29 protein-coding genes are annotated in these 25,128 nt (G+C 71.5%); 17 read left to right on the forward strand and 12 right to left on the reverse strand.

Features of this window, described 5'->3' with window-relative positions; translation table 11 throughout:
• Positions 1–583 precede the first annotated feature (583 nt).
• Both moaB and ppk2 read left to right on the forward strand, forming a co-directional pair.
• The gene (moaB, locus tag ABKA19_RS13800; RefSeq protein ID WP_162376504.1) at positions 584–1,102 is read left to right on the forward strand and encodes a molybdenum cofactor biosynthesis protein B; all 519 of its coding nucleotides are present in this window, start codon (positions 584–586) and stop codon (positions 1,100–1,102) included.
• A 25-nt stretch (positions 1,103–1,127) separates the two neighbouring features.
• A complete protein-coding gene (gene ppk2 / locus ABKA19_RS13805; protein WP_353689395.1) occupies positions 1,128–1,967 on the forward strand; it encodes a polyphosphate kinase 2 in 840 nt (279 codons plus the stop codon).
• Positions 1,968–1,994: 27 nt separating this feature from the next.
• Here ppk2 and ABKA19_RS13810 read toward each other — a convergent pair whose 3' ends face one another.
• Genes ABKA19_RS13810 through ABKA19_RS13820 form a run of 3 tightly spaced genes read right to left on the reverse strand, consistent with a single transcriptional unit; the run spans position 1,995 to position 4,132 of the window.
• Positions 1,995–2,273 carry an acylphosphatase gene (locus tag ABKA19_RS13810; RefSeq protein WP_353689396.1) on the reverse strand — a complete coding sequence of 93 codons (279 nt, stop codon included), beginning with the start codon at positions 2,271–2,273 and terminating at the stop codon, positions 1,995–1,997.
• Positions 2,270–2,848, reverse strand: a complete 579-nt coding sequence (locus ABKA19_RS13815) for a TlpA family protein disulfide reductase (protein WP_502945802.1) — start codon at positions 2,846–2,848, stop codon at positions 2,270–2,272. Before ABKA19_RS13815 ends, ABKA19_RS13810 begins: the two co-directional genes overlap by 4 nt.
• 3 nt (positions 2,849–2,851) lie before the next feature.
• A complete protein-coding gene (locus tag ABKA19_RS13820) occupies positions 2,852–4,132 on the reverse strand; it encodes a YihY family inner membrane protein (RefSeq protein WP_353689397.1) in 1,281 nt (426 codons plus the stop codon).
• A 76-nt stretch (positions 4,133–4,208) separates the two neighbouring features.
• On the opposite strand from ABKA19_RS13820, the gene wrbA reads away from it, so the two are divergent.
• The 4 genes from wrbA (at position 4,209) to ybaK (ending at position 6,247) form a co-directional block, all read left to right on the forward strand.
• On the forward strand, positions 4,209–4,802 hold the full coding sequence (wrbA, locus tag ABKA19_RS13825) for an NAD(P)H:quinone oxidoreductase (RefSeq protein WP_353689398.1): 594 nt from the start codon (positions 4,209–4,211) through the stop codon (positions 4,800–4,802).
• Complete coding sequence (locus ABKA19_RS13830; RefSeq protein WP_162376498.1) at positions 4,802–5,140, forward strand: DUF2069 domain-containing protein; 339 nt, start codon at positions 4,802–4,804, stop codon at positions 5,138–5,140. The genes wrbA and ABKA19_RS13830 overlap by 1 nt, the downstream gene beginning before the upstream one ends.
• A gap of 133 nt (positions 5,141–5,273) precedes the next feature.
• Positions 5,274–5,759, forward strand: coding sequence for an asparaginase domain-containing protein (locus ABKA19_RS13835; protein WP_353689399.1), 486 nt, complete (start codon positions 5,274–5,276; stop codon positions 5,757–5,759).
• Positions 5,760–5,770: 11 nt separating this feature from the next.
• Positions 5,771–6,247 carry a Cys-tRNA(Pro) deacylase gene (gene ybaK / locus ABKA19_RS13840; protein ID WP_353689400.1) on the forward strand — a complete coding sequence of 159 codons (477 nt, stop codon included), beginning with the start codon at positions 5,771–5,773 and terminating at the stop codon, positions 6,245–6,247.
• Between the two features lie 236 nt (positions 6,248–6,483).
• Here ybaK and sufT read toward each other — a convergent pair whose 3' ends face one another.
• Positions 6,484–7,035, reverse strand: a complete 552-nt coding sequence (sufT, locus tag ABKA19_RS13845; RefSeq protein ID WP_162376495.1) for a putative Fe-S cluster assembly protein SufT — start codon at positions 7,033–7,035, stop codon at positions 6,484–6,486.
• A gap of 131 nt (positions 7,036–7,166) precedes the next feature.
• Here sufT and ABKA19_RS13850 point away from each other — a divergent pair, with 131 nt between their 5' ends.
• On the forward strand, positions 7,167–7,601 hold the full coding sequence (locus ABKA19_RS13850; RefSeq protein ID WP_353689401.1) for a hypothetical protein: 435 nt from the start codon (positions 7,167–7,169) through the stop codon (positions 7,599–7,601).
• 198 nt (positions 7,602–7,799) lie between these two features.
• Here ABKA19_RS13850 and ABKA19_RS13855 read toward each other — a convergent pair whose 3' ends face one another.
• From ABKA19_RS13855 to ABKA19_RS13865, 3 genes are read right to left on the reverse strand one after another with little or no spacing between them, the layout of a single operon-like run.
• On the reverse strand, positions 7,800–9,239 hold the full coding sequence (locus tag ABKA19_RS13855; protein WP_162376493.1) for an NAD(P)(+) transhydrogenase (Re/Si-specific) subunit beta: 1,440 nt from the start codon (positions 9,237–9,239) through the stop codon (positions 7,800–7,802).
• Complete coding sequence (locus ABKA19_RS13860) at positions 9,236–9,763, reverse strand: hypothetical protein (RefSeq protein WP_353689402.1); 528 nt, start codon at positions 9,761–9,763, stop codon at positions 9,236–9,238. Before ABKA19_RS13860 ends, ABKA19_RS13855 begins: the two co-directional genes overlap by 4 nt.
• Positions 9,760–10,068: an NAD(P) transhydrogenase subunit alpha part 2 gene (locus ABKA19_RS13865; protein WP_162376492.1), complete on the reverse strand. Its 309-nt coding sequence runs from the start codon at positions 10,066–10,068 to the stop codon at positions 9,760–9,762. The genes ABKA19_RS13860 and ABKA19_RS13865 overlap by 4 nt, the downstream gene beginning before the upstream one ends.
• A gap of 132 nt (positions 10,069–10,200) precedes the next feature.
• On the opposite strand from ABKA19_RS13865, the gene ABKA19_RS13870 reads away from it, so the two are divergent.
• From ABKA19_RS13870 to ABKA19_RS13885, 4 genes are read left to right on the forward strand one after another with little or no spacing between them, the layout of a single operon-like run.
• The gene (locus ABKA19_RS13870; protein WP_353689403.1) at positions 10,201–10,539 is read left to right on the forward strand and encodes a hypothetical protein; all 339 of its coding nucleotides are present in this window, start codon (positions 10,201–10,203) and stop codon (positions 10,537–10,539) included.
• Positions 10,540–10,545: 6 nt separating this feature from the next.
• Entirely contained in the window at positions 10,546–11,112 is a 567-nt protein-coding gene (locus ABKA19_RS13875; protein ID WP_353689672.1) for an RNA polymerase sigma factor, read from the forward strand.
• Positions 11,109–11,498 (forward strand): hypothetical protein, encoded by a 390-nt coding sequence (locus ABKA19_RS13880; protein WP_353689404.1) that lies wholly within the window; start codon positions 11,109–11,111, stop codon positions 11,496–11,498. The genes ABKA19_RS13875 and ABKA19_RS13880 overlap by 4 nt, the downstream gene beginning before the upstream one ends.
• A gap of 3 nt (positions 11,499–11,501) precedes the next feature.
• The gene (locus tag ABKA19_RS13885; RefSeq protein WP_353689405.1) at positions 11,502–11,990 is read left to right on the forward strand and encodes a DUF3106 domain-containing protein; all 489 of its coding nucleotides are present in this window, start codon (positions 11,502–11,504) and stop codon (positions 11,988–11,990) included.
• 51 nt (positions 11,991–12,041) lie between these two features.
• On the opposite strand, the gene ABKA19_RS13890 is transcribed toward ABKA19_RS13885, so the two are convergent.
• The 3 genes from ABKA19_RS13890 to ABKA19_RS13900 form a co-directional block, all read right to left on the reverse strand.
• Complete coding sequence (locus ABKA19_RS13890) at positions 12,042–13,151, reverse strand: NAD(P) transhydrogenase subunit alpha (RefSeq protein WP_353689406.1); 1,110 nt, start codon at positions 13,149–13,151, stop codon at positions 12,042–12,044.
• Positions 13,152–13,492: 341 nt separating this feature from the next.
• On the reverse strand, positions 13,493–15,814 hold the full coding sequence (gene pacR, locus ABKA19_RS13895; protein WP_353689407.1) for a PacR family protein: 2,322 nt from the start codon (positions 15,812–15,814) through the stop codon (positions 13,493–13,495).
• 145 nt (positions 15,815–15,959) lie between these two features.
• Positions 15,960–18,158: a DUF1631 family protein gene (locus ABKA19_RS13900; RefSeq protein ID WP_353689408.1), complete on the reverse strand. Its 2,199-nt coding sequence runs from the start codon at positions 18,156–18,158 to the stop codon at positions 15,960–15,962.
• A 134-nt stretch (positions 18,159–18,292) separates the two neighbouring features.
• Here ABKA19_RS13900 and ABKA19_RS13905 point away from each other — a divergent pair, with 134 nt between their 5' ends.
• From ABKA19_RS13905 to ABKA19_RS13925, 5 genes are all read left to right on the forward strand, one after another.
• Positions 18,293–18,868 (forward strand): nitroreductase family protein, encoded by a 576-nt coding sequence (locus ABKA19_RS13905; protein WP_353689409.1) that lies wholly within the window; start codon positions 18,293–18,295, stop codon positions 18,866–18,868.
• A complete protein-coding gene (locus ABKA19_RS13910; protein WP_353689410.1) occupies positions 18,865–19,842 on the forward strand; it encodes a 5'-3' exonuclease in 978 nt (325 codons plus the stop codon). The genes ABKA19_RS13905 and ABKA19_RS13910 overlap by 4 nt, the downstream gene beginning before the upstream one ends.
• 9 nt (positions 19,843–19,851) lie before the next feature.
• Positions 19,852–20,442, forward strand: coding sequence for an NUDIX hydrolase (locus tag ABKA19_RS13915; RefSeq protein ID WP_162376484.1), 591 nt, complete (start codon positions 19,852–19,854; stop codon positions 20,440–20,442).
• Positions 20,432–21,223 carry an N-formylglutamate amidohydrolase gene (locus ABKA19_RS13920; protein ID WP_353689411.1) on the forward strand — a complete coding sequence of 264 codons (792 nt, stop codon included), beginning with the start codon at positions 20,432–20,434 and terminating at the stop codon, positions 21,221–21,223. The genes ABKA19_RS13915 and ABKA19_RS13920 overlap by 11 nt, the downstream gene beginning before the upstream one ends.
• Before the next feature lie 110 nt (positions 21,224–21,333).
• Positions 21,334–22,017, forward strand: coding sequence for a DUF2242 domain-containing protein (locus ABKA19_RS13925; protein WP_353689412.1), 684 nt, complete (start codon positions 21,334–21,336; stop codon positions 22,015–22,017).
• A gap of 84 nt (positions 22,018–22,101) precedes the next feature.
• On the opposite strand, the gene pip is transcribed toward ABKA19_RS13925, so the two are convergent.
• Together pip and prmC are read right to left on the reverse strand one after the other, a co-directional pair.
• A complete protein-coding gene (gene pip, locus ABKA19_RS13930; protein ID WP_353689413.1) occupies positions 22,102–23,046 on the reverse strand; it encodes a prolyl aminopeptidase in 945 nt (314 codons plus the stop codon).
• 241 nt (positions 23,047–23,287) lie between these two features.
• Positions 23,288–24,163, reverse strand: coding sequence for a peptide chain release factor N(5)-glutamine methyltransferase (prmC, locus tag ABKA19_RS13935; RefSeq protein ID WP_353689414.1), 876 nt, complete (start codon positions 24,161–24,163; stop codon positions 23,288–23,290).
• Positions 24,164–24,344: 181 nt separating this feature from the next.
• On the opposite strand from prmC, the gene ahpC reads away from it, so the two are divergent.
• Entirely contained in the window at positions 24,345–24,908 is a 564-nt protein-coding gene (gene ahpC, locus ABKA19_RS13940) for an alkyl hydroperoxide reductase subunit C (RefSeq protein WP_162376479.1), read from the forward strand.
• Positions 24,909–25,128 lie beyond the last annotated feature (220 nt).

Here is a 25,128-nt window from a genome sequence, read left to right on the forward strand (position 1 = left end):
TCCGGTCCACCACGGCTCCCGCCGAGCCGACCACGACCGGCGCTTCCCCACTTGCTGCCGCTGTCGTCTCTGTCGTTTCGGCCCTGGCGGAGCAACAACCCCAACGCACCCCGAAGACGTGGTGGGCCGGAGGCGTCGCAGCAGCGGCCATGGATGGCCGCGGTAGCGAGTGCGTACAGGGATGTACGCCCGAGCGGCTGCGATGCCTCCGGTCCACCACGGCTCCCGCCGAGCCGACCACGACCGGCGCTTCCCCACTTGCTGCCGCTGTCGTCTCTGTCGTTTCGGCCCTGGCGGAGCAACAACCCCAACGCACCCCGAAGACGTGGTCGGCCGGAGGCGTCGCAGCAGCGGCCATGGATGGCCGCGGTAGCGAGTGCGTACAGGGATGTACGCCCGAGCGGCTGCGATGCCTCCGGTCCACCACGGCTCCCGCCGGAGCCGACCACGACCGGCGCTTCCGCACTTGCTTCGTTATCGCTCCAGTCGCACCGGGTTGCTGTGGTCGCCGAGTTCGCCGCCCGCGCTGCCGCCTTTCCCACCGCCGCCACGCCGCCACGCCCGCAGGGTATAGGCTATGCCCATGACCGCCGAACGCGACTTCATCCCCCTGCAGGTGTGCGTGCTGACCGTGTCCGACACGCGCACCGCGGCCAACGACACCTCGGGCGACTACCTCGTCCAGTCCCTTGAAGCAGCTGGCCACCGGGTGCCGATGCGCGCGCTGATGCCCGACGACCGCTACCGCCTGCGCGCGATCGTCGCGCAGTGGATCGCCGATCCCGAGGTGGACGGCATCCTGGTCACCGGCGGCACCGGCTTCACCGGGCGCGACTCCACGCCCGAAGCGCTGTTGCCCCTGCTGGACAAGGAAATGCCCGGCTTCGGCGAACTGTTCCGCGCGGTCAGCGTCGAGGAGATCGGCACGTCCTCGCTGCAGTCGCGCGCATTCGCCGGCCTGGCGAACGCGACCTTCCTGTTCGCGCTGCCCGGCTCGACCTCGGCCTGCCGCACCGCGTGGGAAAAGATCATCCGCCACCAGCTCGATGCGCGGACCAAGCCGTGCAACCTGGCCACCCTGCGGCCACGGTTGCGCGAGTAGACCTGCTCCACGCGGAGGCACCGGCATGGCTGGCAAGAAGGGCAAGCATCCGAAGGGAGCGAAGGCGCTCGGCAAGGGCGACTACAAGGACCTACTCGAACCGCTGCAGCTGGAACTGGTGCGCATGGCCGAGTGGCTGCAGGCGACCGGCCTGCGCCTGGTGGTGCTGTTCGAGGGCCGCGACACCGCCGGCAAGGGCGGCGCGATCAAGGCCCTGTCCGAACACCTCAACCCGCGCCAGTGCCGTACCGTCGCGCTGCCCCGGCCGACCGAGCGCGAATCCACCCAGTGGTACTTCCAGCGCTATGTCGCGCACCTGCCCGCGGCCGGCGAGATGGCCCTGTTCGATCGCAGCTGGTACAACCGCGCCGGCGTGGAACGGGTGATGGGCTACTGCACCCAGGCCGACTACACCGCCTTCCTGCAACAGGCGCCGCAGTTCGAGCGCATGCTCGTGGACGACGGCATCCTGCTGTTCAAGTACTGGCTGTGCGTGGACCAGGCCGAGCAGGAGCAACGCTTCGCCGAGCGCCACCAGAACCGGCTCAAGGGCTGGAAGCTATCGCCGGTGGACCTGGAGGCGCGGCAACGCTACGACGCCTACACCCGTGCGCGCGAGGACATGCTCGCCGCCACCCACACGCCCCACGCGCCCTGGACGCTGGTCGACTTCAACGACCAGCGCTGCGGCCGGCTGACCCTGATCGCCGACCTGCTCGACCGGCTGCCCGACGTGGACGTGCCCAACGACATCCCGCCGCTGGTGCCGCTCAAGGGCAGGCTGCACCGCGAACGCTACCGCGTGCTCGAACCGATCGCGCCCTATGCACCGGACAAGCGCGGCGACGGCGACGAGGACCGCTGACCCGGCGGGCCCGGGTCCAGCCTGGCCTCACCCGATCGCGAAACCCCCGGCCACCGACGCCGGCGGCGCCAGCCGTTCCAGCGCGTCCACGCGCGCCCGTGGCGGCCCCTGCCGCAACGCGGCTTCCAGTTGCGCCAACGCCTGCGGCGCGCCGCGGGCAACCACTTCGACGGAACCGTCGTCCAGGTTGGTCGCACTGCCATCCAGCGCCAGCTGCAAGGCCTGCTCGCGGGTCCAGGCGCGGAAGAACACGCCCTGCACGCGACCGGACACGCGCCAGCGCATCGTGGCCGCGGCCCCGCTCATTCCAGCGTGCCGCCGCCGGCCTTGATCGCGTTCTCGATGTCGTAGGCGGTGACCGGGCCGAGGAAATGCCGCGCCACCTTGCCGTCGGGCGCCAGCAGGTAGGTGGTGGGCAGGCCGCGCGGCGTGGCGAAATCGGCCGGCGGGCTCATCGGGTCCAGGATCACGATCGGATAGGAGACCGGCCGTTTTTCCAGGAACGCGCGCATGTCCTCGATGGTGATGTCCTCGTAGGCCAACCCGACCACCTCCACCTGCTCGCGCATGGTGTGCAGCGCCGACAACTCCGGCATCTCCTTCAGGCAGGGGCCGCACCAGGTCGCCCAGAAGTTGACCACCACCCACTTGCCGCGATGGGCGGCCAGGTCGTACAGGGCGCCGTCCACCGCCGGGGCGGAGAAGCGCGGCACCTCGGCGGTTTCATCGACCACGGTGGCTTGCGCCGGGGCCGGCTCGGCCGGCGGCGCGGCCGGCGTGGCGGCGGGCGCGGGCGTGGCGGTAGTGGCCGGCGCCTGCTCCTGGCCGCAGGCCGCCAGGGCCAGGATCAGGACGGGCAGGCACAGGGTGGGAAGGCGCATGGGTCAGGCTCCGGTTCGTTCGTCGGTCTGCGGGAAGATGTCGCCGACGCGGCGCTTGAGCGCGTCGCGCAGCGGCAGGCGCAGGTCGTCCAGCACGGCCTGCACCGCCGCGCCGAGCGTGTCGTCATGGCACGGCAGCCACGCTTCCTCGATCGGCACCCGCAGCTGGCAGGCCTCGTACAGCTCGGCTAGGGTCAGGGTGCCGAGGTCGCGCGCGAGCAGCCATTCGCCGCGCTCGTCACGACGCACCAGCCGGATCTCGTCCAGCCGGCAGAGGAATTCCTGCAGCAGCGAATCGGTGAGCATCGGCTCCAGCGCCAGCATCTGCTCGGTGTGCAGGCCCCGGCCCTCGCGACGCGCCTGCTGGAAGCGGCCGATCAGGCGCAGCAACGCATAGCCTTCGTAGCCCTGCGGCAGGCGCATCGCCGCGGGCTGGTAGCGGAAGGCAGCCATCGACGAGGCCAGCGAGGCGCCGAGGAGGATCGCGACCCAGCCCAGGAAGATCCACAACATCAGGACCGGCACGAACGCCAGCGCGCCATAGAGCTTCTGGTAGCCCTCGAAACTGCCCAGATACAGACCAAGCGCCGCCTTCACTCCCTCCAGCAGCACCACGGCCAGGACCGCGCCGGCCAACGCGTGCCGCCACTTCACGGTGTGGTGCGGCACGACCCGGTACGCCAGCACCACCACCGCCAGTTCGATCAGCACCGGGGTCATGCCCAGGCTCAGGTTGGCCAGCCACCGGCCTTGTGGCGTCTCGAACAGCGGGAGTGCGAAGAAGCGTGTCGATACGGAGAGCGACGCGGCCGCCAGCAGCGCGCCCAGTGTCAGTACGGTCCAGTACACCAGGTAGCGCGACAGCCGCGGCCGTGCGCTGGCCACGCGCCAGATCCGGTTGAACGTGGACTCCACGCTGTGTAGCGTCACCAGCAGGGACACCACCAGCGCCACGGTACCGGCGGCGGTGAGCTGCTTGGTGTTCTCCGACAGGCGATCGATCCGCTCCTCGATCGCCTCCGCCGCGCTGGGTACGAAATTGGAAAGCACGTAGTCGACCAGCTGCCCGCTGATGTCCTGGAACACCGGGAAGGCCGACAGCACCCCCAGCACCACCACCGCCAGCGGCACCAGCGCGAAGGCGGTGGTATAGGCCAGCGAGCCGGCGGCCTGGAACAGGTTGTCGTCGAGGAAGCGGCGCCACAGGAAGCGGGCAAACGTCGCCGCGCGGGCGCGGTCGCGCACCCGTTCCCTCAGCCTGTCCGCGACATCCGCCATGCCCATCGGGGAAGCCTACCCGATGCGCGGTCGCGGCCGCATCGTCGATACTGGGCGCCCTCGCCACCGACGTGGAAGCCCGATGCCGGAGATCCTGGTCCTGTACTACAGCCGTGGCGGCTCCGTCGCCCGCCTGGCGCGGCAGATCGCGCGCGGCATCGAGGAGGTGCCCGGCATGCAGGCGCGCCTGCGCACCGTGCCGCCGGTGGCCGCGGTGACCCAGCAGGCCGCCCCGCCGGTGCCCGACGACGGCGCGCCGTACGTGCAGGTCAGCGACCTGGCCGATTGCGTCGGCCTGGCCCTGGGCAGCCCCACCCGCTTCGGCAACATGGCCGCGCCGGTCAAGCACTTCCTCGACGGCCTGGGCGCGGAATGGGCCAGCGGCACCCTGGCCGGCAAGCCGGCGGCGGCGTTCACTTCCACCGCGACCCAGCACGGCGGCCAGGAATCGACCCTGCTGACCATGCACGTGCCGCTGCTGCACCACGGCTGCGTGATCGTCGGCATTCCCTTCACCGAGCCCCTGCTCAGTTCGACGCGCAGCGGCGGCACGCCGTACGGCGCCAGCCACGTGGCCGGGGCGCAGGACGATCCGCAGCCCAGCGACGAGGAAGCGGCGCTGGCACGTGCCCTGGGCCGGCGCCTGGCCGACATCGCCGCGCGGCTGGCACGCTGATGGCGGCGACGACTTCGCATCGCGTGGCCGGTGTCGCGCTGCTGGCGCTGGCGGGCCTGTTCGTGGGCTGGTTCCATGACGACCGTCATGCGGCCGCAGCGCTGCTGGTATTCGCGCTGCCGCCGCTGCTGCTGGCCGTGCCGGCCTGGCGCGGCGGCCGGCGCGCGGGCTTCTGGGCGGGGGTGTTGGCGCTGTTCTGGTTCAGCCACGGGGTCATGGTCGCCTGGACCCGCCCGGGCGAGGCGCTGTTCGCGTGGCTGGAGATCGTGCTGTCGCTGCTGATCGTGGGCGCGGTCAGCTGGGCCGGCCTCCAGGCCCGTTTCGGTCGCCGCGGCTGAACCGCGTGCGGGCGGCCGGGCGGCCGCCATCGCCAATGGTCGATAATGCCGGCACTTCGCGTCGCGACGGCCCCGGCCCGCGCGCTCCCACTCTCCGTACCGGACGCCGCGCGCGCCGGACCAGGGCACCGACATGGAAGAACTGCTGATCGTCACCACCGGTGGCACCATCGACAAGATCTACTTCGACGACAAGTCCGACTACCAGATCGGCGAGCCGCAGATCGGCACGATCCTGCGCGAGCTGGGGGTGAGCTTCCGCTTCAGCGTGATCCCGATCCTGCGCAAGGATTCGCTGCACATCACCGACGAGGACCGCGAGCTGGTCCGCGCCACCATCGCCGCCCAGTCGACCGAACACGTGCTGGTCACCCATGGCACCGACAGCATGGTCCAGACCGGCCAGGTGCTGAAGTCCATCGCCGGCAAGACCATCGTCATGACCGGCGCGCTGAGCCCGGCGCGCTTCCGCGGCTCGGATGCCGAGTTCAACATCGGCTGCGCGATCGGCGCGGTGCAGTCGCTGCCGCACGGCGTCTACATCGCCATGAACGGACTGATCTGGGATCCGGCGAACGTGCGCAAGAACGTGGCCGCCAACCGCTTCGAGGCGACCTGAGGCCAACCGCCGTGTCGATGGCTACCCGCGCCACCCGCGCGCTGGACGCCGCAGGCGTGGCCTATCGCCTGCACCCGTACGACTACGAGGCCGGCGCGGCCGTGGGCAAGGGCCTGCAGGCCGCCGCGGCGCTGGGCCTGGCCCCGGAACGGGTGCTCAAGACGCTGATGGCCTGGGTCGATGCGCGCGCGGTCTGCGCGGTCATTCCCTCCGACCGCCAGCTGCAGCCCAAGGCACTGGCCGCGGCCTGCGGCGGCAAGGCGGCACGGATGATGGAGGCTGCCGAAGCCGAGCGCCGCAGCGGCTACAAGGTCGGCGGGGTCAGTCCGTTCGGCCAGCAGCGGCCGGTGCCGGTGTGGTTCGAACACGATGCGCTGGCAGCGCCCAGCGTGTGGATCAACGCCGGCCAGCGCGGGTTGCTGCTGGAGATCGCCCCGGCCGACGCGCTGCGCCTGCTGCAGGCCTCGAGCGCGGCGATCAGCCGCTGACACCGGCCATCAGGCTGGCCTCGCGCACGACCGCGTAGAGCGGGGCTTGCCCCGCTGCTCCTCGCCGGAAGACAAGGGCAGCGGGGCAGGCCCCGCTCTACGGATGCCCAACGCTGCGCGGGGCCGAGAGATGAAACGTGACGATGCTCGCTGGCGGCGCCACTTCAAACATCTGGCCGTAGAGCGGGGCTTGCCCCGCTGCCGCGCCCATTGCAAGCGGCTGTCGGCAACGCCGCTCAGAACATCCCGGTTTCCAGCCGCGCGGCTTCGGACATCATGTGCCGGCCCCACGGCGGGTCGAACACCAGCTCCACGTCGGCCTCGGCGATGGTCGGGATCTGTTCCAGCTTGCTGCGCACGTCGTCGACCAGGATCTCGCCCATGCCGCAGCCGGGCGCGGTCAGGGTCATCCTGACCTCGACCATGCGCTGGCCGTCGTCGCGCGGCTTCAGGCTGGCCTCGTACACCAGGCCCAGGTCGACGATGTTGAACGGGATCTCGGGGTCGAAGCAGGTGCGCAGCTGGCGCCAGACCATCGCCTCGACCTCCTCGTCGCCGGCGTCGGCGGGCAGGTCCAGCTCGGCCGGCGGCTCCTTGCCGATGGCGTCGGCATCCTTGCCCGCGATGCGGAACAGGTTGCCCTCCACGAACACGGTATAGCTGCCGCCCAGGCCCTGCGTGATGTAGCCGACGCTGCCGGCCGGCAGGGTCACGGCTTCGCCCTGCGGCACCATGACGGCGGCGCAATCGCGCTCGAAACGGACGGGTTCGCTGCTGCGGGAATACATGGAGCCGATATGGGGCGCGCAGGTCCGGCGCACAAGGCGGGACGGATACGCGGCCGCGGAAGGGGGGCGAGAGGCGGCATTCTAGCCGATGCGGGCAACGCGTATCCTTGGCCGCCCTGCCTGGAGCCCGAATGCCACCTGCCCCGCCCCGCCCGCCGCACGCCGCGCATCGCGCCCCGGGCTGGCTGTGGCCCTTCATGCTCCTGCTCGGCAGCACCACCCTGGTGGTGGCGTGGTCGTCGCTGGCCCTGGCCAGCGGATACCAGCACGGCTGGATGGCACTGCTGGCGGCGCTGGAGGCCGCCTGGATGTTGCGCCTGGGCGGCATGCGCCCAGGCTGGCCACGCCGGATGACCGCGTTGGCCGCCACCGTCTTGATGATCGTGGCCGTGCAGTGGCTGGTCGCCGCCGGCCATATCGGCGCGCAGATGGGCCTGGCGCCCTGGGAAGCGGCGCCCAAGATGGGCGCGTTCTACGTGTGGACCCTGGCCCGGCTGGCGAACACATGGCTGGACGTGATCTGCCTGGTCGCAGCGCCGCTGCTGGCATTGCGGATGGCGCGCTGAGCGGAAAGCAGCCCGAGGAGGCGCAGCAGGGCAAGCCCCGCTCTACGAAAAGCCTGCGTCCCGTAGAGCCGGGCTCGCCCGGCTTGGCGGTGCCGCGTAGAGCCGGGCTTGCTCGGCTGACCGCCACCTTGGAAAAAAGCAGCGGGGCGAGCCCCGCTCTACGAAATCCCGGCCGCGCAGGGCGCGACGCGCGCCCGCTCAGTGCCCGCCGCCGTCCAGCGCCTTCAGTTCGCTGACCAGGGCGCTGGCCATCTCCGCGCCATCGCCATAGAGCATGCGGGTGTTGTCGGCATAGAACAGCGCGTTCTCGATGCCGGCGAAACCCGTCCCCTTGCCGCGCTTGATCACGATGGTGTTCTTCGACTCGACCACGTCCAGGATCGGCATGCCGTAGATCGGGCTGGCCGGATCGGTCTTGGCCACCGGGTTGACCACGTCGTTGGCGCCGATCACCAGCGACACGTCGGTGTTCGGGAACTCCGGGTTGATGTCGTCCATGTCGGCGATCAGGTCGTAGGGCACGCCGGCCTCGGCCAGCAGTACGTTCATGTGCCCCGGCATGCGCCCGGCGACCGGGTGGATGGCGAACTTCACTTTCACCCCGCGGTCGATCAGCCGCTGCGCCAGCTCCCAGATCTTGTGCTGGGCCTGGGCCACGGCCAGGCCGTAGCCGGGCACGATCACCACGCGCTCGGCGTAGGCCATCATCGCGGCGACATCGCCGGCCTCGATCGGCTTCTGCGATCCGCTGATTTCCTGCTGCTGGCCGCCGCCACCGAAGCTGCCGAACAGCACGCCGGTGATCGGCCGGTTCATCGCCTTGGCCATCAGCCGGGTCAGCAGGATGCCGGCCGCGCCGACCATCATGCCGGCGATGATCAGCGCCTCGTTGCCGAGCACGTAGCCTTCGAACGCCACTGCCAGGCCGGTGAATGCGTTGTAGAGCGAGATCACCACCGGCATGTCGGCCCCGCCGATAGGCAGGGTCATCAGCACGCCCAGCGCCAGGGCGACCACGAAGAACGCGACGATCGCCCAGACCTCCAGGGTCACGCCGGCCCAGACGCCCAGCACGGCCATCGCCACGGCCACCAGCAGGTTGAACGCCTGCTGCCCGGGGAACACCACGCGCTTGTCGAGCCGGCCGTCGAGCTTGGCCCAGGCGATGATCGAACCGGACAGCGACACCGCGCCGATCGCCGAGCCGAGCACCGCCAGCACCAGCACCACCGTGCCCGGGTGCGGCGGCAGGCCGTCGGGCCCGAGCGCGCCGCCATGCGCGAAGGACGAGAAGCGCAGCAGCTCCACCGCGCCGATGGCCGCGGCCGACCCGCCACCCATGCCGTTGTAGAGGGCGACCATCTGCGGCATGTCGGTGATGGCGACACGCTTGCCGGAGATCCAGGCCGCCACCGTGCCGAGCACCAGCGCGGTCACGATCAGCGGCATGTTGTGCAGGCCCGGCAGCAGGAACGTGGCCCCGGTGGCGATCAGCATGCCCCAGCCGGCCCAGTGGATGCCGCTGCGCGCGGTGGCCGGCGAGGCCATCCGCTGCAGGCCCAGCAGGAACAGCGTGGCCGCCACCAGGTAGCTGGCGCCGACGAACCACGTACGCAAATCGAACTCCCCTCCGATCATGCCTTTTCCCCCGGTTGCGCGGCGCCTGCGGCGCGCGACGGATGCGCGACGCCATCGATGCGCGACGGATTTCTGTCCAGTCGATGGTGCTCGAACATCTCGATCGCGGTCTTCAGCAGTCCGAACATGCCCAACCCCAGGCCGACCAGGCCCATGGCCAGCTGCGACCACACCGAGCCGTCGGCCAGGTACATGCCGGCCAAGCCGCCGCCGAGCGCCAGCACGACGATCGCGGCGATGATCCCGATCCCCCAGCTGCCCTTGCCCGGGTCTTCCCAGACCTTGCGCGATATTTCGTTCTGCGTGGTGGTCGGATCCTGCAGCGAGGAGAACCCGATCGCGATGCCTGCATGCAGCAGCGCCAGGTTGAAGTCGGCGAGGATCGAAGCGAAGCCGGTGAAGTACGGCCGCACCACGTAAAAGCACGCCACCGCCATGAACGGGTACTGCAGGTAGCTGGCGGCATGGAACAGCTTGCGCGGGCTGCGCCAGCCGGTTGCCGCTGCGGCCCGGTCCGCGCTCATTTGCCGCCGCCCTTGGCAGGCGGCTTCTTGCTGCTCTTGAACATCTCCAGCATGCGCTCGGTGACCACGTAGCCGCCAGCCGCATTGCCCGCGCCCAGGACCACGGCGATGAAGCCGATGGCCTTTTCCAGCGTCGTGTCGGCATGGCCGAGCACGACCATGGCGCCGATCAGGACGATGCCGTGGATGAAGTTGGATCCGGACATGAGCGGCGTGTGCAGGATCACCGGCACACGCGAGATGATCACGTGGCCGGCGATGGCCGCCAGCATGAAGATGTACAGCGCAACGAAACCGTCGTTCATTACCGCCTCACTCCCCGGGCACGGCGCCCCGCCGGATGATAACCGCTGCCTGAACATGGCACAGCCCGGTCAACCGGTTGCATCTGCATGCGTTTCCAGTGGCGCCACCACCCACCGCCCTGGAGGATTTCCATGAAGCATCGTGCCCCGACCTTGCTGTCCGCCCTCCTGCTGCTGGGTCTGTCCGGCGCCGCCCTGGCCGCCGACCGCGGCGATCGCGTCGACGCCCGCCTGGACCGGAAGGGCGAGCGCATCGATGCCCGCCTGGACCACCGTGGCGATGTCGCCGGGCGCCGCTACGACCGCGCAGCGGGCGTGGCCGGGCGGCAGGGCCATCCGCACCTGGCGGACCGGCTGGACCTGCGCGGCGACCGCATCGACGCCTCGCTGGACCACAAGGGCGACCGCGCCGACCGGCGCTGGGACCGCCGCGGCGACCGCTTCGAGCGCCGCTGGGATGCGCGCGGCTAAGCTGAGCTGGTGACCGCGCCCCTGGATCCCGGCTGGGAAACGCAAGCGACGCCCGTGTGGGCGTCGCTGGACGCGTTCCTGGCCGACATCGGCCCGCGCGCGTTCCGCTTTGCCGAGGCCGGGCTGCGCCACCACGACGACGCGCTGGACGCGGTGCAGGACGCGATGATGAAGATGCTGGTCTACCGCGACCGCCCGGCGGGCGAATGGACCCCGCTGTTCTGGAGCATCCTGCGCCGGCGCATCATCGACATGCAGCGGCGCGCGGGTTTCCGCCTGCACTGGCTGCGCCCGGCCGGCGACCTGCCGCATGCCGACGACGCCAGCATCGACTGGGCCGACCCGGGCGCCGGGCCGGCCAGCGCGCACGAACAGCGCGAGTCCTATGCGCGGCTGGTGGCGGCGCTGCGCACGCTGCCGCCGCGGCAACGCGAGGCGTTCACCCTGCGCGTGTTCGAGGAGCTGGACGTGGCCACCACCGCCCAGGTGATGGGCTGCTCGGAAGGCTCGGTGAAGACCCACCTGTCGCGGGCGCGGCAGGCACTGCAATCGCAACTGGAGGACGTCCTGTGACGAACATCCCCGACAACGACAACCCCACCTCCCTGGACGCGCGCGCGCGCCGGCTGCACGCCGACGCGCTGGCCACGGTCTCGCCGCGCACGCTCGCCCGCCTGCGCGATGCGCGCCGGAACGCCACCACGCCCGCGCCCTCCCGCACGCGGGCGCCGCTGGGACCGTGGTTGGCCGGCGGTGCCCTGGCGGCCGGCCTGGCGCTGGCCGTGCTCATGCTGCCCGGCGTCATGCCCGCACCGGATCGGGCGGCTCCATCCGCCCCGGCGGTCGCCGCCCTGCCAGCGGCCGATTCGACGGACGACCAGGTCGGTCCGCTGCAGGAGGATCCGGGTTTCTACCTGTGGCTGGACTCGGTCGACGCCACCGCACTTGCCATGGAGTAAGCCATGAAGCTTCCCCTTTCCACCTGCCTGCTGCTGTTGTGGCTGCCCGCGCTCGGCCACGCCCAGGACGCCCCGGCCACCGGCGCCAAGCCCGCGCCGGCGGCATCGGCCCGCGCGCCGGCGGCCGAAGCGCCCCTGCCCGCATGGGACCAGCTCAGCGCCGAGCAGCGCGAGGCGCTGGTGGCGCCGCTGCGCGAACGCTGGAATGCCTCGCCCGCCGAGCGCGCGCGGATGCTCGAGCGTGCCCGGCGCTGGGAGTCGATGCCGCCGGAGGAGCGCGAACGCGCGCGCCGCGGCATGCGCCGGTTCGAGCACATGACGCCGGAACAGCGCGACCAGGCGCGGGCGATCTTCGACCAGACCCGGGCCATGACGCCCGAACAGCGCAAGGCCTTCCGCGAACAGTGGTCGAAGATGAGTCCCGAACAGCGGCGCGCGTGGCTCCAGCGCCACGCGCCCGCGCCCCCTGCGCCGCCGCCCCCGGCGCGCTAGCGCGCCCCGCCAGCCGGCGAAGGCATGCCGGTCCGGATCGGACCGATAGCCTCAGCCGGCCGCGGTTGCCGGTTCGGGCGCCGGTTCCGGCCAGGCCGTCTTCGCCACCAGCTCGTCGTTCCAGTCGAACGACAGCACGCCGTCCTTCAGCAGTAGCGCGACGAAGTTGTAGACGTTGCGCGCGTACATCTCGCTGGCGTGCACCGCGCCCATGCTGGCCAGGTTCAGCGGGCCGTCGATCACCACCCCGCCCTCCTCCACGGTTTCGCCCGGCCGGGTGAGCTCGCAGTTGCCGCCGGTCTCGGCGGCCAGGTCGACGATCACGCTGCCCGGCTTCATGCCCGCCACCATCGAGGCGGTGACGATCTTCGGCGCCGGGCGGCCGGGCACGGCGGCGGTGCAGACCACGACGTCGATCCCCCTGAGATGGTCGGCGAGGCGTCGTTGCTGTTCGGCGCGTTCATCGTCGGTCAGCTGGCGCGCGTAACCGCCTTCGCCCGCCGCGCTCACGCCCAGGTCCAGGAACTTGCCGCCGAGCGATTCGATCTGCTCGCGCGTTTCCGGCCGCACGTCGAAGCCCTCCACCTGCGCGCCCAGCCGGCGCGCGGTGGCGATCGCCTGCAGGCCGGCCACGCCGGCACCGACGATCAGCACCTTCGACGGACGGATCGTGCCGGCCGCGGTGGTCAGCATGGGAAAGAACCGCGGCGCCAGCTGGGCCGCGATCAGCACCGCCTTGTAGCCGGCCATGCCGGCCTGCGAGCTGAGCACGTCCATCGCCTGTGCGCGGGTGGTGCGCGGCAGCCTCTCCAGCGGGAAGGCACGGATCCCGCGCGCCTGCAGGGCTGCCGCGCGCGCCTGGTCGGCCTGCGGATGCAGCACGCCGACCAGGGTCGCACCCGCCTTCAGGCCGCCGATCGCCGCCGGCGCCGGCGGCTGCACGCACAGCACCAGGTCGGCAACGCCACGCGAATCGGGCCCGGCCAGCTGCGCGCCGGCGTCGAGATAGGCCTGGTCGGTGATCCCTGCGCCCAGGCCGGCGCCGGATTCCACCGCGACCTGCGCGCCGGCGGCGGCGAGCTTCTTCACCGTTTCCGGCGTCGCCGCCACGCGCTTCTCGCCCGCGGCCGACTCCTTCAGCACCAGCACTTGCACCGACATGCGTCCCCCCCGCCCAGATGCGGACCGAGCGGCGATGCTAGCAAACCGCATGCGGCCGACGATGCCCGGGCGATGGTTTCAGGCGTACCCGAAGGACATGCCGACGCCGAGGGCCAGGTGCGGGAAGCGGGCCGCGAAAAAAGTCGTGGGTGCCTGGCAGGCGGCCGCGCGGGCAGCTTGCGTGCCCGTCGATCGGCGGCGGCAATCCCCGCGCGCCGGCCCGGTCAACAGCGCCCGCGCGCCGGGACGGCAGCACGTCGTCCATGCGGAATGGTCTGCGCCGGCCTACCGCCGGACGCGACGTATGCGGGATCGCGGCGCCGCGCGGGCGCCGCGCGGTGTCAGTGCAGGGTCACCGCTTCCTGCACGGCCGGCACGTCCAGGCGCTCGATCACGCCCTGCATCGCGCTGTCGAAGGCGCCGTCGTCGGCCACGTGGGTGCGCAGGCGACCGAGCCGCACCATCACCGCCAGCTCTTCCGGCGAGGCCACGCAGAAGCGCACCCCGCGACGGTTGACGAACAGCAGGCGCGAGGAGATCGGGCTGATCCACGACAGCTTGCCCGCCTGCACGCGCCCTTCCTTGTCCACGAAGTCCAGCCAGGTACCGACCGGCAGCGCGCGGATCCGGTCCGCGTCGGCATTGTCGAAGTCCAGGGTATCGGTGCCGGCCACCAGCTCGATCCCGCCGCGTTCCACCGGTGCCGGCTGCGGCAGGGTCACCGCCGGCAGTTCCGGCAGCGGCTTCTCCAGCTCCGGACGGGCATCGGCCACCGCCTGCAGGGTGTCGTGCAGCGCGCCGATCGCGGCGTCGGCCGCATCGCCGTGCAGGCCGATGCTCGAGAACACCTTGCGCAGGCCCGGCTGCCAGTTCTGCAGCCACAGCTTGCCGACGATGTGGCGCTGCGCCTCGGCCACTTCCTCGAGGATGCCGTCCGCGAGCTCCAGCGACTCGACGAACACGTCGCCGACCTCGCCTTCGCGCAGCAACGCCAGGGTCACGTGGTGCTGCCACGGGTTGCGCAGGAACTCGGCCACCGCCTGCGGCAGCTGCCGGCCCTCCAGGCGCGAGGCCAGCTCGAACTCGGCACGGCTCCGGGCCAGCTCCAGGCGCTCCTGGCCACGCTGGATCTCGGCGGCGCGGCGCTCGGTGATCTCGATCCGGCGGCGATGCTGCTCGAGGAAGTCGCGGAACTCCTCCTCCAGGGTCATGAAGATGGCCAGGTTCTCGTTGAACTCGGCCACCAGCCTGTGGATGATCTCCTCGACCTTGGCCAGCAGCGTGCGCTCGGCCGCGCTCTCGCCCTGGTTGCCCTCGCAGGCCTCGGCCAGCGCGTTGAGCAGGCGCCGGGCCGGGTGGGTCTTCTGCACGAACATGCGCCGGTCCAGCAGCGCCACCTTCACGAACGGCACCACCAGCCGGCCGATCAGCTCGCGCGGGCGCCCGGCCAGGTCGCGTTCGTCGAGGAGCACGTCGAACAGCATGCCGACCAGGTCGATCGCGTCCTCGTCCTTCGGATCCAGGCGCGTGCTGGTCGGGTCCATGCCGAGCTGGCTGGCGTTGGAAAGCACTTCGCTCTTGAGCCGCTGCGACAGCGACTCCTGTTCGTCGCCGATCGCCGCGTTCAGTGCCGCGTTGGGCGTGGCCTGCAGCAGCGACAGCACCGACAACATCTCGCGCTGGCTGAGCGGGCGCTGCGCGGCCTGCGCCGCCTGCACGCCACCGGCCGCCTGCTCGGCGCCGCCGCGCAGTTCGCGGCTCTGCTGCAGCAGCTGATGCAGGGCGTCCAGCAGCGAGCCGCCGTGGTTGCCTGCGTGGCCGGCTTCGCCCGGAGCGTCCAGGCCGTGCTGCATCACCCCGCGGGTTTCCTGCCAGCGCTGCATGAAGCGATCCGCCCACGCCGGTGAATATTCGTCGCCGCCGGTGCCCTCGGCCCAGCCACCCGCGCCGGCGGCATGCGCCTGGTCGGCTGGCCGCGCGGGCCGCTGCGGGGCGCGGGCGCCGGCCGGCGCCCCTGGCAGCACGCCCTCGCGTACCAGGCGCAGGTCCAGCGCCTCGTACAGCTTGGACACCGTGCCGACCAGGTCGCGCTCGCACAGCTTGATCAGGACCAGGCGCACTTCCGGCGCCAGGTCGCAGGTGGCGAAGGCTTCATGGACGGCTACGCCGATGTGTTCGGGGCCGATCGGATTGGTGTCCGCGTCCAGCTCGAAGCCGCCGGCGATCCAGCCCAGCCGGCGGTCCAGCCGCGACAGCGCGGGCTTGCAGTCGCGCAGCAGAACGCTGGCCAGGTTGCGCACGGCCAGGCGCGATTCGAGTTCGTGTTCGGCCACCAGGCTCAGCCCGGACGCCTGGCTGGAGAGCGCGGCTTCGGCCGATGGCGGCGACCCGGCGTCGAGCGCCTGCCACGCCAGCGACAGCTGGGCGCGGAAGCGGCTGGCGATCTCCTGGCGCCGGCGGCGCAGCTCGCGCATGCCGTCGAGGAACAGCAGTTGCGATCCCCCGGCGCGCTCGGCGCGATCGAACAGGACGTCGTCATAACGCGCGACGGCGGTGGCGAATGCATCGCCGAGCGGCGGCAGGAACGCGTCGCGCACCATCGCAAGCAGGACGGGATCGCGGGCGCGTTCGAAGTTGGGATTGGGCTGTTGGGTCGGGCTCATGCGCGCAACTCCGGCGCGGACTCGGGGAACTGAGGGGGTTGCGGCTCCCCATTTGCCGCACTCGCATCCTAGGCGGTCGCCGCGCAAGCGACCGTGATCCAGTCTGCAGTTCCCGACGCGTCAGGGCAATTTCCGACGCGCAGCGTCAGGCCGCGGCCGGCGTGTCCAGGGAATCGACCACCGACTGCATGGCACTGTAGAAGGCATCCTCGTCCCGGTGCAGTCGCAGCCGGCCCAGCCGGACCATGGTCGCCAGCTGCTCGGGCGACGCCACGCAGAACCGGGCGCCGCGCCGGTTGACGAACATGCGCCGGCCGGAGATGGGGCTCACCCACGCCAGCTTGCCCGCCTGGACCTGGCCGAAGCGGTCGACGAAGTCCAGCCAGGTCCCCAGCGGCAGCGACTGGAAGTACTCGGCCGTCTCCATGTCGAATCCGACCTGCTCGGGGGGCTCGTCGGGCAGCGGCGAGTCGGCGGCCTCGTCGACCGGGGCCGGTGCCGGCGGGGCCGGGGGCAGCTCGGGTGCGGGCAGGTCGGCCGCCCGCAGCCCGCGCAGCACGTCCAGCAGGGTGGCGGTGGCCGCGTCGGCGCTGTCCGGCGCCAGCCCGGCCTCGGTGTAGATGCGCTGCAGGACCGGGCGCTGCCGTTCGAGCCAGGCATCGTCGCGGGCAGCCGGTTCCGCGCACGCACGCAGCAGGCCGTCGGCCGCCGCCAGCGCCGCGGTCGTGGCCGGGCCATCGGCCGCGCCCTCGCGCAGCGCCACGCGCTCGAGGTGCTGGACCCATGGCCGGCGCAGGAAGCCCTCCAGGACCGGCGGCAGCGCCTGTCCCTGCATCCGCGCCTCCAGCGCGCCAGCGGCCAGGGTGCGCGCGGCGACGCGGCGCTCTTCGGCGCGCTGCAGCTCCGCGGCACGCCGCTCGGCGATCTCGACGCGGCGCCGGTACTGCTCGAAGTACGCGCCGAATTCCGATTCGGCCTGGAGGAACACCCCCAGGTGTTCGTCGAAATCGCGGGCCACGCGCCCGGCCACCGCCTGCACCTGGGCCAGCAGCGCCAGTTCGGCCGCGGTCTCGCCGGGGTTGCCGTCGCAGGCGTCGGCGAGCAAGTTCAACAGGCGACGCGCCGGGTGGCTGTCGCGGACGAACAGGCGTGGATCCTGCAGCGCGACCTTGGCCACCGGCACGAGCAGCTGTCCCAGCACCGGGCGCAGGTCCGCGCGCAACTGCGATTCCTGCAGCATGGCCTGGAACAGCATGGCGACCAGGTCGAGGGTGTCGGCATCGGCCGCGTCCATGCGCACCGAGGCGGGGTCGATCCCCAGCATCGCGCCGTGCGCGAGCAGCTGCCCGCGCAATCCGGCGCGCAGGTCGCCGCCCCGGTCGATTTCCTCGAAGCCGGCATGGGGGGTGGTCTGCAGCAGCGACAGGGCCGACGCCAGTTCGCGCGGAGACAGCACCCGCCTACCGTCGCCCGCGGCGTCCGGATCGCCGCCGGCACGCGCATCCTGCAGCAGCCGGTGCAGCTCGGCCGGCAGGAGCTCATGGCCGGCGCGCGCATGGACGTCGATCGCATGGCCGGCCTCCGGCGCCCGCTGCCCACCCTGCCAGTGGCTGAAGAAGCGGCTGATCCAGTCCGCTTCGGCGCGCGCAGACCTAGCCTGGCCGGGGATGCCGCGGCGCCGCGCGCGACCCGTCGGCAGCTCGCTGGCGCGGGCGATGGCCAGCAGCTGCGTCTCCAGGCTGGCGTACAGCCGGCCGACGCGTTCGACCATGCCCGGCTCGCAGACGCGCACGGTCGCCAGCTGCGCGCGCGGCGCCAGCTGGGTGCCGGAGAGGGCGGCGTAGAACGCCACGCCCAGGTGTTCGGGACCGATCGGGTTGCTGTCGCTGTCCAGGCGCATGCCACCGGCGATGAAACCCAGGTAGCGGTCCAGCCGCATCAGCTCCGGGCGCCAGGCCTGCTGGATCGCGCCGGCGAGGTTGCGCACGGCCAGGCGCACCTCCAGCTCGGCCTCGGCGACCAGGGTCAGGTCGTTGCCGCGCGCCAGCGTGCGCTCGACCGAAAGCGGCCGCCCCGCTTCGAGCGCCTGCCAGGCCCTGGCCAGGTGCGCGCGGAAACGGGCGACCAGCGACTCGCGGTCGCGCTTGAGCTCCTGGACTGCGTCCAGGTATTCCTTCTGCAGCGCCGGCGCGGCCGTGTCGGCCAACTGGAACAGCCCGGCACCGGCCGCATCGAGCTCGGCGGCGAAGGCATCGGACAGCGGCAGCAACATGCCCTCCCGGACCTGGTTCAACAGGTCGGGGTTGCGGCTGGGGAGCTCGTCTACGAACGGCGGTGTCTGCATCGGCCTGCGAATTTAAGGCGCGCACATGAACCGCTTGTGCAGGCCAGGTCCGCCCCCGATCCGGGGCGTGCGAGGGGGACGCCTATACTTCCCACTTTCGGCACGCCGCGGCCGGACTTGAGTGATTTGAGATTATGCGCACACTTTCAGCCCTGCAAGCGCTGGACCAGCGCCGCTCGGTTCCCTCCATGCAGCTGGGCGAACCCGGTCCCGACGAGCCGACCCTGCTGCGCATGCTCGAGTCGGCCGTGCGCGTGCCCGACCACGGCAAGCTGGTCCCGTTCCGCTTCCTGCGCATCGCCGGCCCCGCGCGGCAGGTCCTGGGCGAGTTCCTGGCCCGGCGCGCGCTGCAGCGCGATCCGGACGCCCCGCCGCATGCCGTGGAGAAGGATCGCCAGCGCTTCTCGCACGCGCCGCTGGTAGTGGCGGTGGTGGCCCGCCTCCAGTCCGGGCACAAGGTGCCGGAGCAGGAGCAGCTGCTGACCGCCGGCTGCGTCTGCTTCGCCCTGCTTCAGGCGGCGCAGGCGATGGGCTTCGGCGCGCAGTGGCTGACGGCCTGGATGGCTTACGACACCGAGGTCGCGCGCATCCTGGGCCTCGCCGACGGCGAGCGCATCGTCGGCTTCGTCCATGTCGGCACGCCGTTGCAGGCAGTGCCGGAACGCGACCGCCCCGATCCGCGCGCCCTGCTGTCGGACTGGAACCCGTGAGCGCGGCAGCGGCGGGCCTGGCGGACGCGGGCGCTGCAGGGCGGGCCCCGCTCTACCTGGTCGACGCCAGCCTGTACGTGTTCCGGGCCTGGCATTCGATGCCCGACGAATTCCGCGACGCGCATGGGTGGCCGACCAACGCCGTGCACGGCTTCGCCCGGTTCCTGCTCGACCTGCTCGAGCGCGAGCGGCCACCGCAGATCGCCATCGCCTTCGACGAGGCGCTGGACAGCTGTTTCCGCAACCGCCTCTATCCGGCCTACAAGGCCAACCGCGAGCCGGCACCGGAAGAGCTGCGCCGCCAGTTCGCGCACTGCAAGGCGCTGTGCGCCGCGCTCGGCCTGGCGGTGCTGGCCGACCGCGACTACGAAGCCGACGACCTGATCGGCAGCGCCCTGCACCGGGCGCGGCCGGCCGGCTACCGCGGCGTGATCGTCTCGGCCGACAAGGACCTGTCGCAGCTGCTGGGCGAGCACGACGAGCAGTGGGACTATGCGCGCGCGCAGCGCTGGGGCGCCGATGGCGTCAAGGCACGCCATGGCGTGCACGCGCACCAGATCGCCGACTACCTGGCCCTGACCGGCGATGCGGTCGACAACATCCCCGGCGTCAGCGGCGTCGGCGCCAAGACCGCCGCCGTGCTGCTGGCCCATTTCGGCAGCCTCGACGCGCTGCTCGAGCGCGTGGACGAAGTCGGCTTCCTGCGCCTGCGCGGTGCCGCGCAGGTGGCGGCGCGGCTGCGCGAGCAACGCGAACACGCGCTGCTGTGGCGCCAGTTGACCACCATCGCCTGCGATGCGCCGCTGGGTTACGACGGCCCGGTGGCTGCGCGCGCCGAGGCCGACCCGGAGATGCTCGACGCGCTGGCGGCCACCCTGCGCTTCGGCCCGATGACCCGGCGCCGCCTGCGCGGCGCCGCCGGGCTGGACGCCGGCACCACCGGCGACGCACAACCGTCACCGCTTCCGGCTTAGCATGGACGCATGAGCCACGATCGAAACACCGCGCCCGAAGCCACAGGCGTGCAGCCCGGCGACGTCCCCCGCATCGTCTATGAAGGCCGCTACCAGCGCATGGTGGTCCGCGGCACCTGGGAATACTCCGAGCGCACCCATGCCGGCGGCCTGGCGGCGATCATCATCGCGGTCACGCCCGAGGACCGGGTTCTGTTCGTCGAGCAGTTCCGGGTGCCGCTGCAGGCCCGCACGATCGAGATGCCGGCCGGCCTGGTCGGCGATGTCGACGCCGGCGAGACGATCGAGCGGTCCTCGATCCGTGAACTGGAGGAAGAGACCGGCTGGACTGCCGACCACGCCGAAGTGCTGATGGTCGGCCCGACCTCCTCGGGCGCCAGCAGCGAGAAGATCGCCTTCGTCCGCGCCACCGGCCTGCGCAAGGTCGGCGCCGGTGGCGGCGATGCGAGCGAGGACATCACCGTGCACGAGGTTCCGCGCGCCAGCGCGGCGGCGTGGCTGGCCGGCAAGCTCGGCCAGGGCTACGAGCTGGACGCCAAGCTCTGGGCCGGCCTGTGGATGATCGACCACAACCTCGACGGCAGTCCGCGTGGACGCTGATTCCCTGGCCATCGAGGCCCTGCTGCAGCCGGGCGACCCGGCCCCGTTCGAGTTGCTGAACCGCCACGGCGCATCGCCCTGGCTGCTCACCGCCGACCACGCCGGCCAGGCGATCCCGCGCGCGCTTGGCGACCTGGGCCTGCCGCCGGGCGAGATCGATCGCCACATCGGCTGGGACATCGGCATCGCCGGCGTGGCCCGGGAACTGGCGACCCTGCTCGATGCATGGACGATCCTGCAGGCCTATTCGCGGCTGGTGATCGACTGCAACCGGCCGCTGGAGTCGCCAACCCTGATCGTGGCCAGCAGCGACGGAACCGCCGTGCCGGCCAACGCGACACTGACCGCGCAGGCGCGTGCCGCACGCGTCCGCGAGATATTCCGGCCCTATCACGACGCGATCGTCGAAGCGCTCGAGCAGCGCCGCCTGGCGCCGCGCCCCACCCTGCTGATGACCCTGCACAGCTTCACTCCTGCTATGGCCGGGGTGGCGCGCCCCTGGCACTGCGGCGTCCTCTACCACCGCGACGCGCGCCTGGCGCATGCGCTGCGCGACGCGCTCATGGCCGAAGGCGACCTGCTCGTCGGCGACAACCAGCCCTACGCGGTGAGCGACACCAGCGACTACGCGATCCCGGTGCACGGCGAAGCGCGTGGCCTTCCACACGTGGAACTGGAGATCCGCCAGGACCTGATCGCCGATGCGGACGGCCAGCGCCAATGGGCGTTGCGGCTGGCCCGTCTGCTGCCGCCGCTGGCGACCCGGTTCGCCACAGCCTGACCCGCGAATGAATCCGTGACCGGCGGCACTGAAAACGGTACCACCGGTGTCTCGTGCTGGGCCCCGGCCATCCGGCATACTCGGGCGGCTCCTCCTTCACGAAGCTGATGATGCCTGCGCCACGCCCGCTCCTCCTGCCGCTGCTGCTGGTCGCCACGCTCGGTGGCTGTTCGATGGGTGGCGGCACCAAGTCGACGCCTACGGCCTATGAGGCCTTCGATTCGTCCAACACCTATTCGCGCAGCTTCGACCATTCGCCGGCGCAGGCCTGCGAGGCCGCCCGCCGCGCGCTGCTGAGCCAGGGTTTCGTCGTCGGCCGCGCCGAGGCGGACGTGGTCGAGGCCCGCAAGTACTTCCAGCAGGAAGAGAGCCACGAGCAGGTGGAGTTCCGCGCGGTGTGCATGCCGCAGACCCGCGGCGACCAGCAGACACTGGTGTTCGTCAACGCGGTCCAGGACCGCTACGCGCTGCGCAAGAGCAACACCAGCGCCAGCGTCGGCGTGAGCGCGCTGGGTTCGCTGTCGCTGCCGATCGGCTCCAGCGACGACTCGCTGGTCAAGGTCGCCAGCGCGACCCTGCAGGATCCCAACTTCTACAAGCGTTTCTTCTCGGTGCTCGAGCGCTTCCTGCCCGAGGACATCGAACGGCCGGCCAAGCCATCGGCCGCCACCCAGGCCCAGCCGACGCTGTTCCCGGTGCTGCCGTATCCGCAGCCGGTGCCGGCCGAGCTGCCGGCCGAGCAGGCCGCGTTGCCGGACCCGCCGGCCGCCGAGCCTTCGCCGCCGCCCTTGTAGGAGCCGATTCATCGGCGACCCGACGCCGTCCGCCCAGGCGGCTCCCTCGTTCTCCCGACGCCCGTGTCGCCGATGAATCGGCGCCTACGAAGCGAACGCGTCGGTCGCCCGCACCAGTGCGTCGATGTTCTCCGGCTCGAACGCCGAATGCCCGGAGGCCGCGGTGATCTCCAGCTTCGACGCCGGCCAGGCCTTGTGCAGTTCCCATGCGTTCTGCAGCGGGCAGACCACGTCGTAGCGGCCATGCACGATCACGCCGGGGATGCCGGCGATGCGGTGCGCGTCGCGCAGCAGCTGGTCCTCGACCTCGAAGAAGCCGCCATTGACGAAGTAATGGTTTTCGATCCGGGCGAACGCCAGCGCGAAGCGCGCGTCCTGGTGGCTGCTGACGAAATCCGCGTCCACGTGCAGGAAGCTGGTAGCGCCTTCCCAGACGCTCCACGCGCGCGCAGCCGCCAGGCGCGTGGCCTCGTCGTCGCTGGTCAGGCGGCGATGGAACGCCGAGATCAGGTCGTGGCGCTCCACCGGCGGGATCGCGGCGACGTAGTGCTCCCAGGCGTCCGGGAACAGCCGGTTGGCGCCCTCCTGGTAGAACCATTCCAGCTCCCAGCGGCGGAGCATGAAGATGCCGCGCAGGACCAGCTCGGCCACGCGCTGCGGGTGGGCCTGCGCGTAGGCCAGGGCCAGGGTCGAGCCCCAGCTGCCGCCGAACACCTGCCAGCGGTCGATGCCCAGCTTCGTGCGCAGCTTCTCGATGTCGGCGACGAGGTCCCAGGTGGTGTTGTCGACCAGGTCCGCGTGCGGGGTGGATCGGCCGGCGCCGCGCTGGTCGAACAGTACGATCCGGTAGCGCGCCGGGTCGTGGAAGCAGCGCATCTTCGCGCTGCAGCCGCCGCCGGGACCGCCGTGCAGCATCACCACCGGCTTGCCCGCCGGGTTGCCGCACTGCTCGTAGTACAGCTCGTGCCGGGCGTCGACCTTCAGGGTGCCGGTGTCGAACGGTTCGATCTCGGGATAGAGCTTGCGCATGCGCGGGTCCTGCAACGGGTAGCAACCCGCATTGTATCGGCCCGGCCGGCACGACCGCTTCCAGGCGCCGCAAGCGACGCGGTGGAGCGGGGCCTGCCGCGCGTCGCCGACTTTCGTGGAGCGGGGCCTGCCCCGCTTCGCCGGCGTTCGTGGATCGCGGCTTGCCCCCTCTTCGCCGGCGTTCGTCGAGGGGGGCTTGCCCCGCTGTTCGTGCGACACAAGCAGCGGGGCAAGCCCCGCTCTACGGCGGCATGCGGCCGAGGGTGACGCGGTCGCGTTGTTCGAGGTCGCGCTCGGTGGCCACTTCGACCATCCCGGCCTGCTGCATCAGCGCACGGATCGCCGCCCCCTGCTCCAGCCCGTGCTCCAGCAACAGCCAGCCACCGGGCACCAGATGGCTCGGCGCCGCCTGCACGATCGCGCGGATCGCATCGAGCCCGTCGCTGCCGGAGGCCAGCGCGCGCCCGGGCTCGTGGCGCAGGTCGCCCCGGGCCAGGTGCGGATCGCCATCGGCGATGTAGGGAGGATTGCTCGCGATCAGGTCGAAGCGGTCGTGGCCCAGCGCCTGGCACCAGTCGCCGCGCCTGAACCAGACATTGTCCAGTGCGTGGGCCTGGGCGTTGCGCACGGCCACGGCCAGCGTGTCCTTGCTGACGTCGGTGGCGACCACCACCGCGGCCGGCCGTTCGCTGGCCAGGGCCAGCGCGACCGCACCGCTGCCGGTGCCCAGGTCGGCGATCCGCGCCGGCGCGTCGCGGCCGATGCGGGCCAGGGCCAGTTCCACCAGCAGTTCGGTTTCCGGACGCGGGATCAGCGTGTCGGGGGTGACTTCCAGGTCCAGGGTCCAGAAGCCACGGCGCCCGGTCAGGTACGCCACCGGTTCACCCGCGGCACGGCGCTCGACCAGGACGCGGACGCGCGCCGCGGCCGCGGCCGCGACCGGATCCGTGGCATGGGCGAACAGCCAGGCCCGGTCCACCCCCAGCGCATGGATCAGCAGGGGTTCGGCGTCCTCGCGCCCGATCCGGGCAGAGGACTCGCGCAGCAGCGCGTCGACGTGGATGGCGGACGGGTCTGACGTTGCAGGGCCGGGCGGGCCTGGAATCGGGGAGCTCATGGCCGGAACGATGGACCAGCGCCGGCCGCGCGCCAAGCCTGTGGCGCTGCACCAAAGGCCGGGGCTTGAATATCGATAGCCAATGACTATCTATTCAATCCCTTTAATCGATTTGCTCTGTCTATCGAGGCGGCCTAGCATGGTCGCCGTTCCCTTCCACCCCAACCGAGAGGACCTCCCCATGTCCCTGATCAACACCACGGTCAAACCGTTCAAGGCCACCGCGTTCCAGAACGGCGAGTTCATCGAAGTCACCGACGCCAGCCTCAAGGGCAAGTGGTCGGTCCTGATCTTCATGCCGGCCGCCTTCACCTTCAACTGCCCGACCGAGGTCGAGGACGCCGCCAACAACTACGCCGAGTTCCAGAAGGCCGGTGCCGAGGTCTACATCGTGACCACCGACACCCACTTCTCGCACAAGGTGTGGCACGAGACCTCCCCGGCGGTGGGCAAGGCCCAGTTCCCGCTGGTCGGCGACCCGACCCACCAGCTGACCCGCGCCTTCGGCGTGCACATCGAGGAAGAAGGCCTGGCCCTGCGCGGCACCTTCATCATCAACCCGGAAGGCGTGATCAAGACGCTGGAGATCCACGACAACGCGATCGCCCGCGACGTCAGCGAGACCCTGCGCAAGCTGAAGGCCGCCCAGTTCGTCGCCGCCAACCCCGGCCAGGTCTGCCCGGCCAAGTGGAAGGAAGGCGCCCAGACCATCGCCCCGTCGCTGGACCTGGTCGGCAAGATCTAAGGCCGTCCGTGCCCGTCCGTTCCGCCCGTCGGCGGGACGGACAGGCACCGCCACCCCATCCCCGTCGCCCGACGGGGATGGGAGTGGAAGGAAGCCATCGCGCCCCACGCAGCCGCCGTCTCTCCCGGCACGCCACGCAGGCCGCGTCGGCTTCCTTCCACTCCTACGCCGCACCGTGTCCGGCGCCCCGGACACGCAACGGGCAACCGTGCCCGCCACT

The organism is Pseudoxanthomonas sp. Soil82, from assembly GCF_040446535.1.
GTDB classification, from domain to species: domain Bacteria; phylum Pseudomonadota; class Gammaproteobacteria; order Xanthomonadales; family Xanthomonadaceae; genus Pseudoxanthomonas; species Pseudoxanthomonas kaohsiungensis.

What these genes read in the sequence shown, in the direction of transcription:
- ABKA19_RS13850 (WP_353689401.1), top strand. Translation starts at nt 7,167, where the DNA reads ATGCCACCTGCCCCGCCCCGCCCGCCGCACGCCGCGCATCGCGCCCCG.
- ABKA19_RS13900 (WP_353689408.1), bottom strand. Translation starts at nt 18,158, where the DNA reads ATGCAGACACCGCCGTTCGTAGACGAGCTCCCCAGCCGCAACCCCGAC.
- moaB (WP_162376504.1), top strand. Translation starts at nt 584, where the DNA reads ATGACCGCCGAACGCGACTTCATCCCCCTGCAGGTGTGCGTGCTGACC.
- ABKA19_RS13860 (WP_353689402.1), bottom strand. Translation starts at nt 9,763, where the DNA reads ATGAGCGCGGACCGGGCCGCAGCGGCAACCGGCTGGCGCAGCCCGCGC.
- ABKA19_RS13915 (WP_162376484.1), top strand. Translation starts at nt 19,852, where the DNA reads ATGAGCCACGATCGAAACACCGCGCCCGAAGCCACAGGCGTGCAGCCC.
- wrbA (WP_353689398.1), top strand. Translation starts at nt 4,209, where the DNA reads ATGCCGGAGATCCTGGTCCTGTACTACAGCCGTGGCGGCTCCGTCGCC.
- ABKA19_RS13905 (WP_353689409.1), top strand. Translation starts at nt 18,293, where the DNA reads ATGCGCACACTTTCAGCCCTGCAAGCGCTGGACCAGCGCCGCTCGGTT.
- ahpC (WP_162376479.1), top strand. Translation starts at nt 24,345, where the DNA reads ATGTCCCTGATCAACACCACGGTCAAACCGTTCAAGGCCACCGCGTTC.
- ABKA19_RS13835 (WP_353689399.1), top strand. Translation starts at nt 5,274, where the DNA reads ATGGAAGAACTGCTGATCGTCACCACCGGTGGCACCATCGACAAGATC.
- sufT (WP_162376495.1), bottom strand. Translation starts at nt 7,035, where the DNA reads ATGTATTCCCGCAGCAGCGAACCCGTCCGTTTCGAGCGCGATTGCGCC.
- ABKA19_RS13865 (WP_162376492.1), bottom strand. Translation starts at nt 10,068, where the DNA reads ATGAACGACGGTTTCGTTGCGCTGTACATCTTCATGCTGGCGGCCATC.
- ABKA19_RS13830 (WP_162376498.1), top strand. Translation starts at nt 4,802, where the DNA reads ATGGCGGCGACGACTTCGCATCGCGTGGCCGGTGTCGCGCTGCTGGCG.
- ABKA19_RS13885 (WP_353689405.1), top strand. Translation starts at nt 11,502, where the DNA reads ATGAAGCTTCCCCTTTCCACCTGCCTGCTGCTGTTGTGGCTGCCCGCG.
- ABKA19_RS13925 (WP_353689412.1), top strand. Translation starts at nt 21,334, where the DNA reads ATGCCTGCGCCACGCCCGCTCCTCCTGCCGCTGCTGCTGGTCGCCACG.
- ABKA19_RS13810 (WP_353689396.1), bottom strand. Translation starts at nt 2,273, where the DNA reads ATGAGCGGGGCCGCGGCCACGATGCGCTGGCGCGTGTCCGGTCGCGTG.
- ABKA19_RS13855 (WP_162376493.1), bottom strand. Translation starts at nt 9,239, where the DNA reads ATGATCGGAGGGGAGTTCGATTTGCGTACGTGGTTCGTCGGCGCCAGC.
- ABKA19_RS13890 (WP_353689406.1), bottom strand. Translation starts at nt 13,151, where the DNA reads ATGTCGGTGCAAGTGCTGGTGCTGAAGGAGTCGGCCGCGGGCGAGAAG.
- pacR (WP_353689407.1), bottom strand. Translation starts at nt 15,814, where the DNA reads ATGAGCCCGACCCAACAGCCCAATCCCAACTTCGAACGCGCCCGCGAT.
- ABKA19_RS13820 (WP_353689397.1), bottom strand. Translation starts at nt 4,132, where the DNA reads ATGGGCATGGCGGATGTCGCGGACAGGCTGAGGGAACGGGTGCGCGAC.
- ABKA19_RS13815 (WP_502945802.1), bottom strand. Translation starts at nt 2,848, where the DNA reads ATGCGCCTTCCCACCCTGTGCCTGCCCGTCCTGATCCTGGCCCTGGCG.
- ABKA19_RS13870 (WP_353689403.1), top strand. Translation starts at nt 10,201, where the DNA reads ATGAAGCATCGTGCCCCGACCTTGCTGTCCGCCCTCCTGCTGCTGGGT.
- prmC (WP_353689414.1), bottom strand. Translation starts at nt 24,163, where the DNA reads ATGAGCTCCCCGATTCCAGGCCCGCCCGGCCCTGCAACGTCAGACCCG.
- ppk2 (WP_353689395.1), top strand. Translation starts at nt 1,128, where the DNA reads ATGGCTGGCAAGAAGGGCAAGCATCCGAAGGGAGCGAAGGCGCTCGGC.
- pip (WP_353689413.1), bottom strand. Translation starts at nt 23,046, where the DNA reads ATGCGCAAGCTCTATCCCGAGATCGAACCGTTCGACACCGGCACCCTG.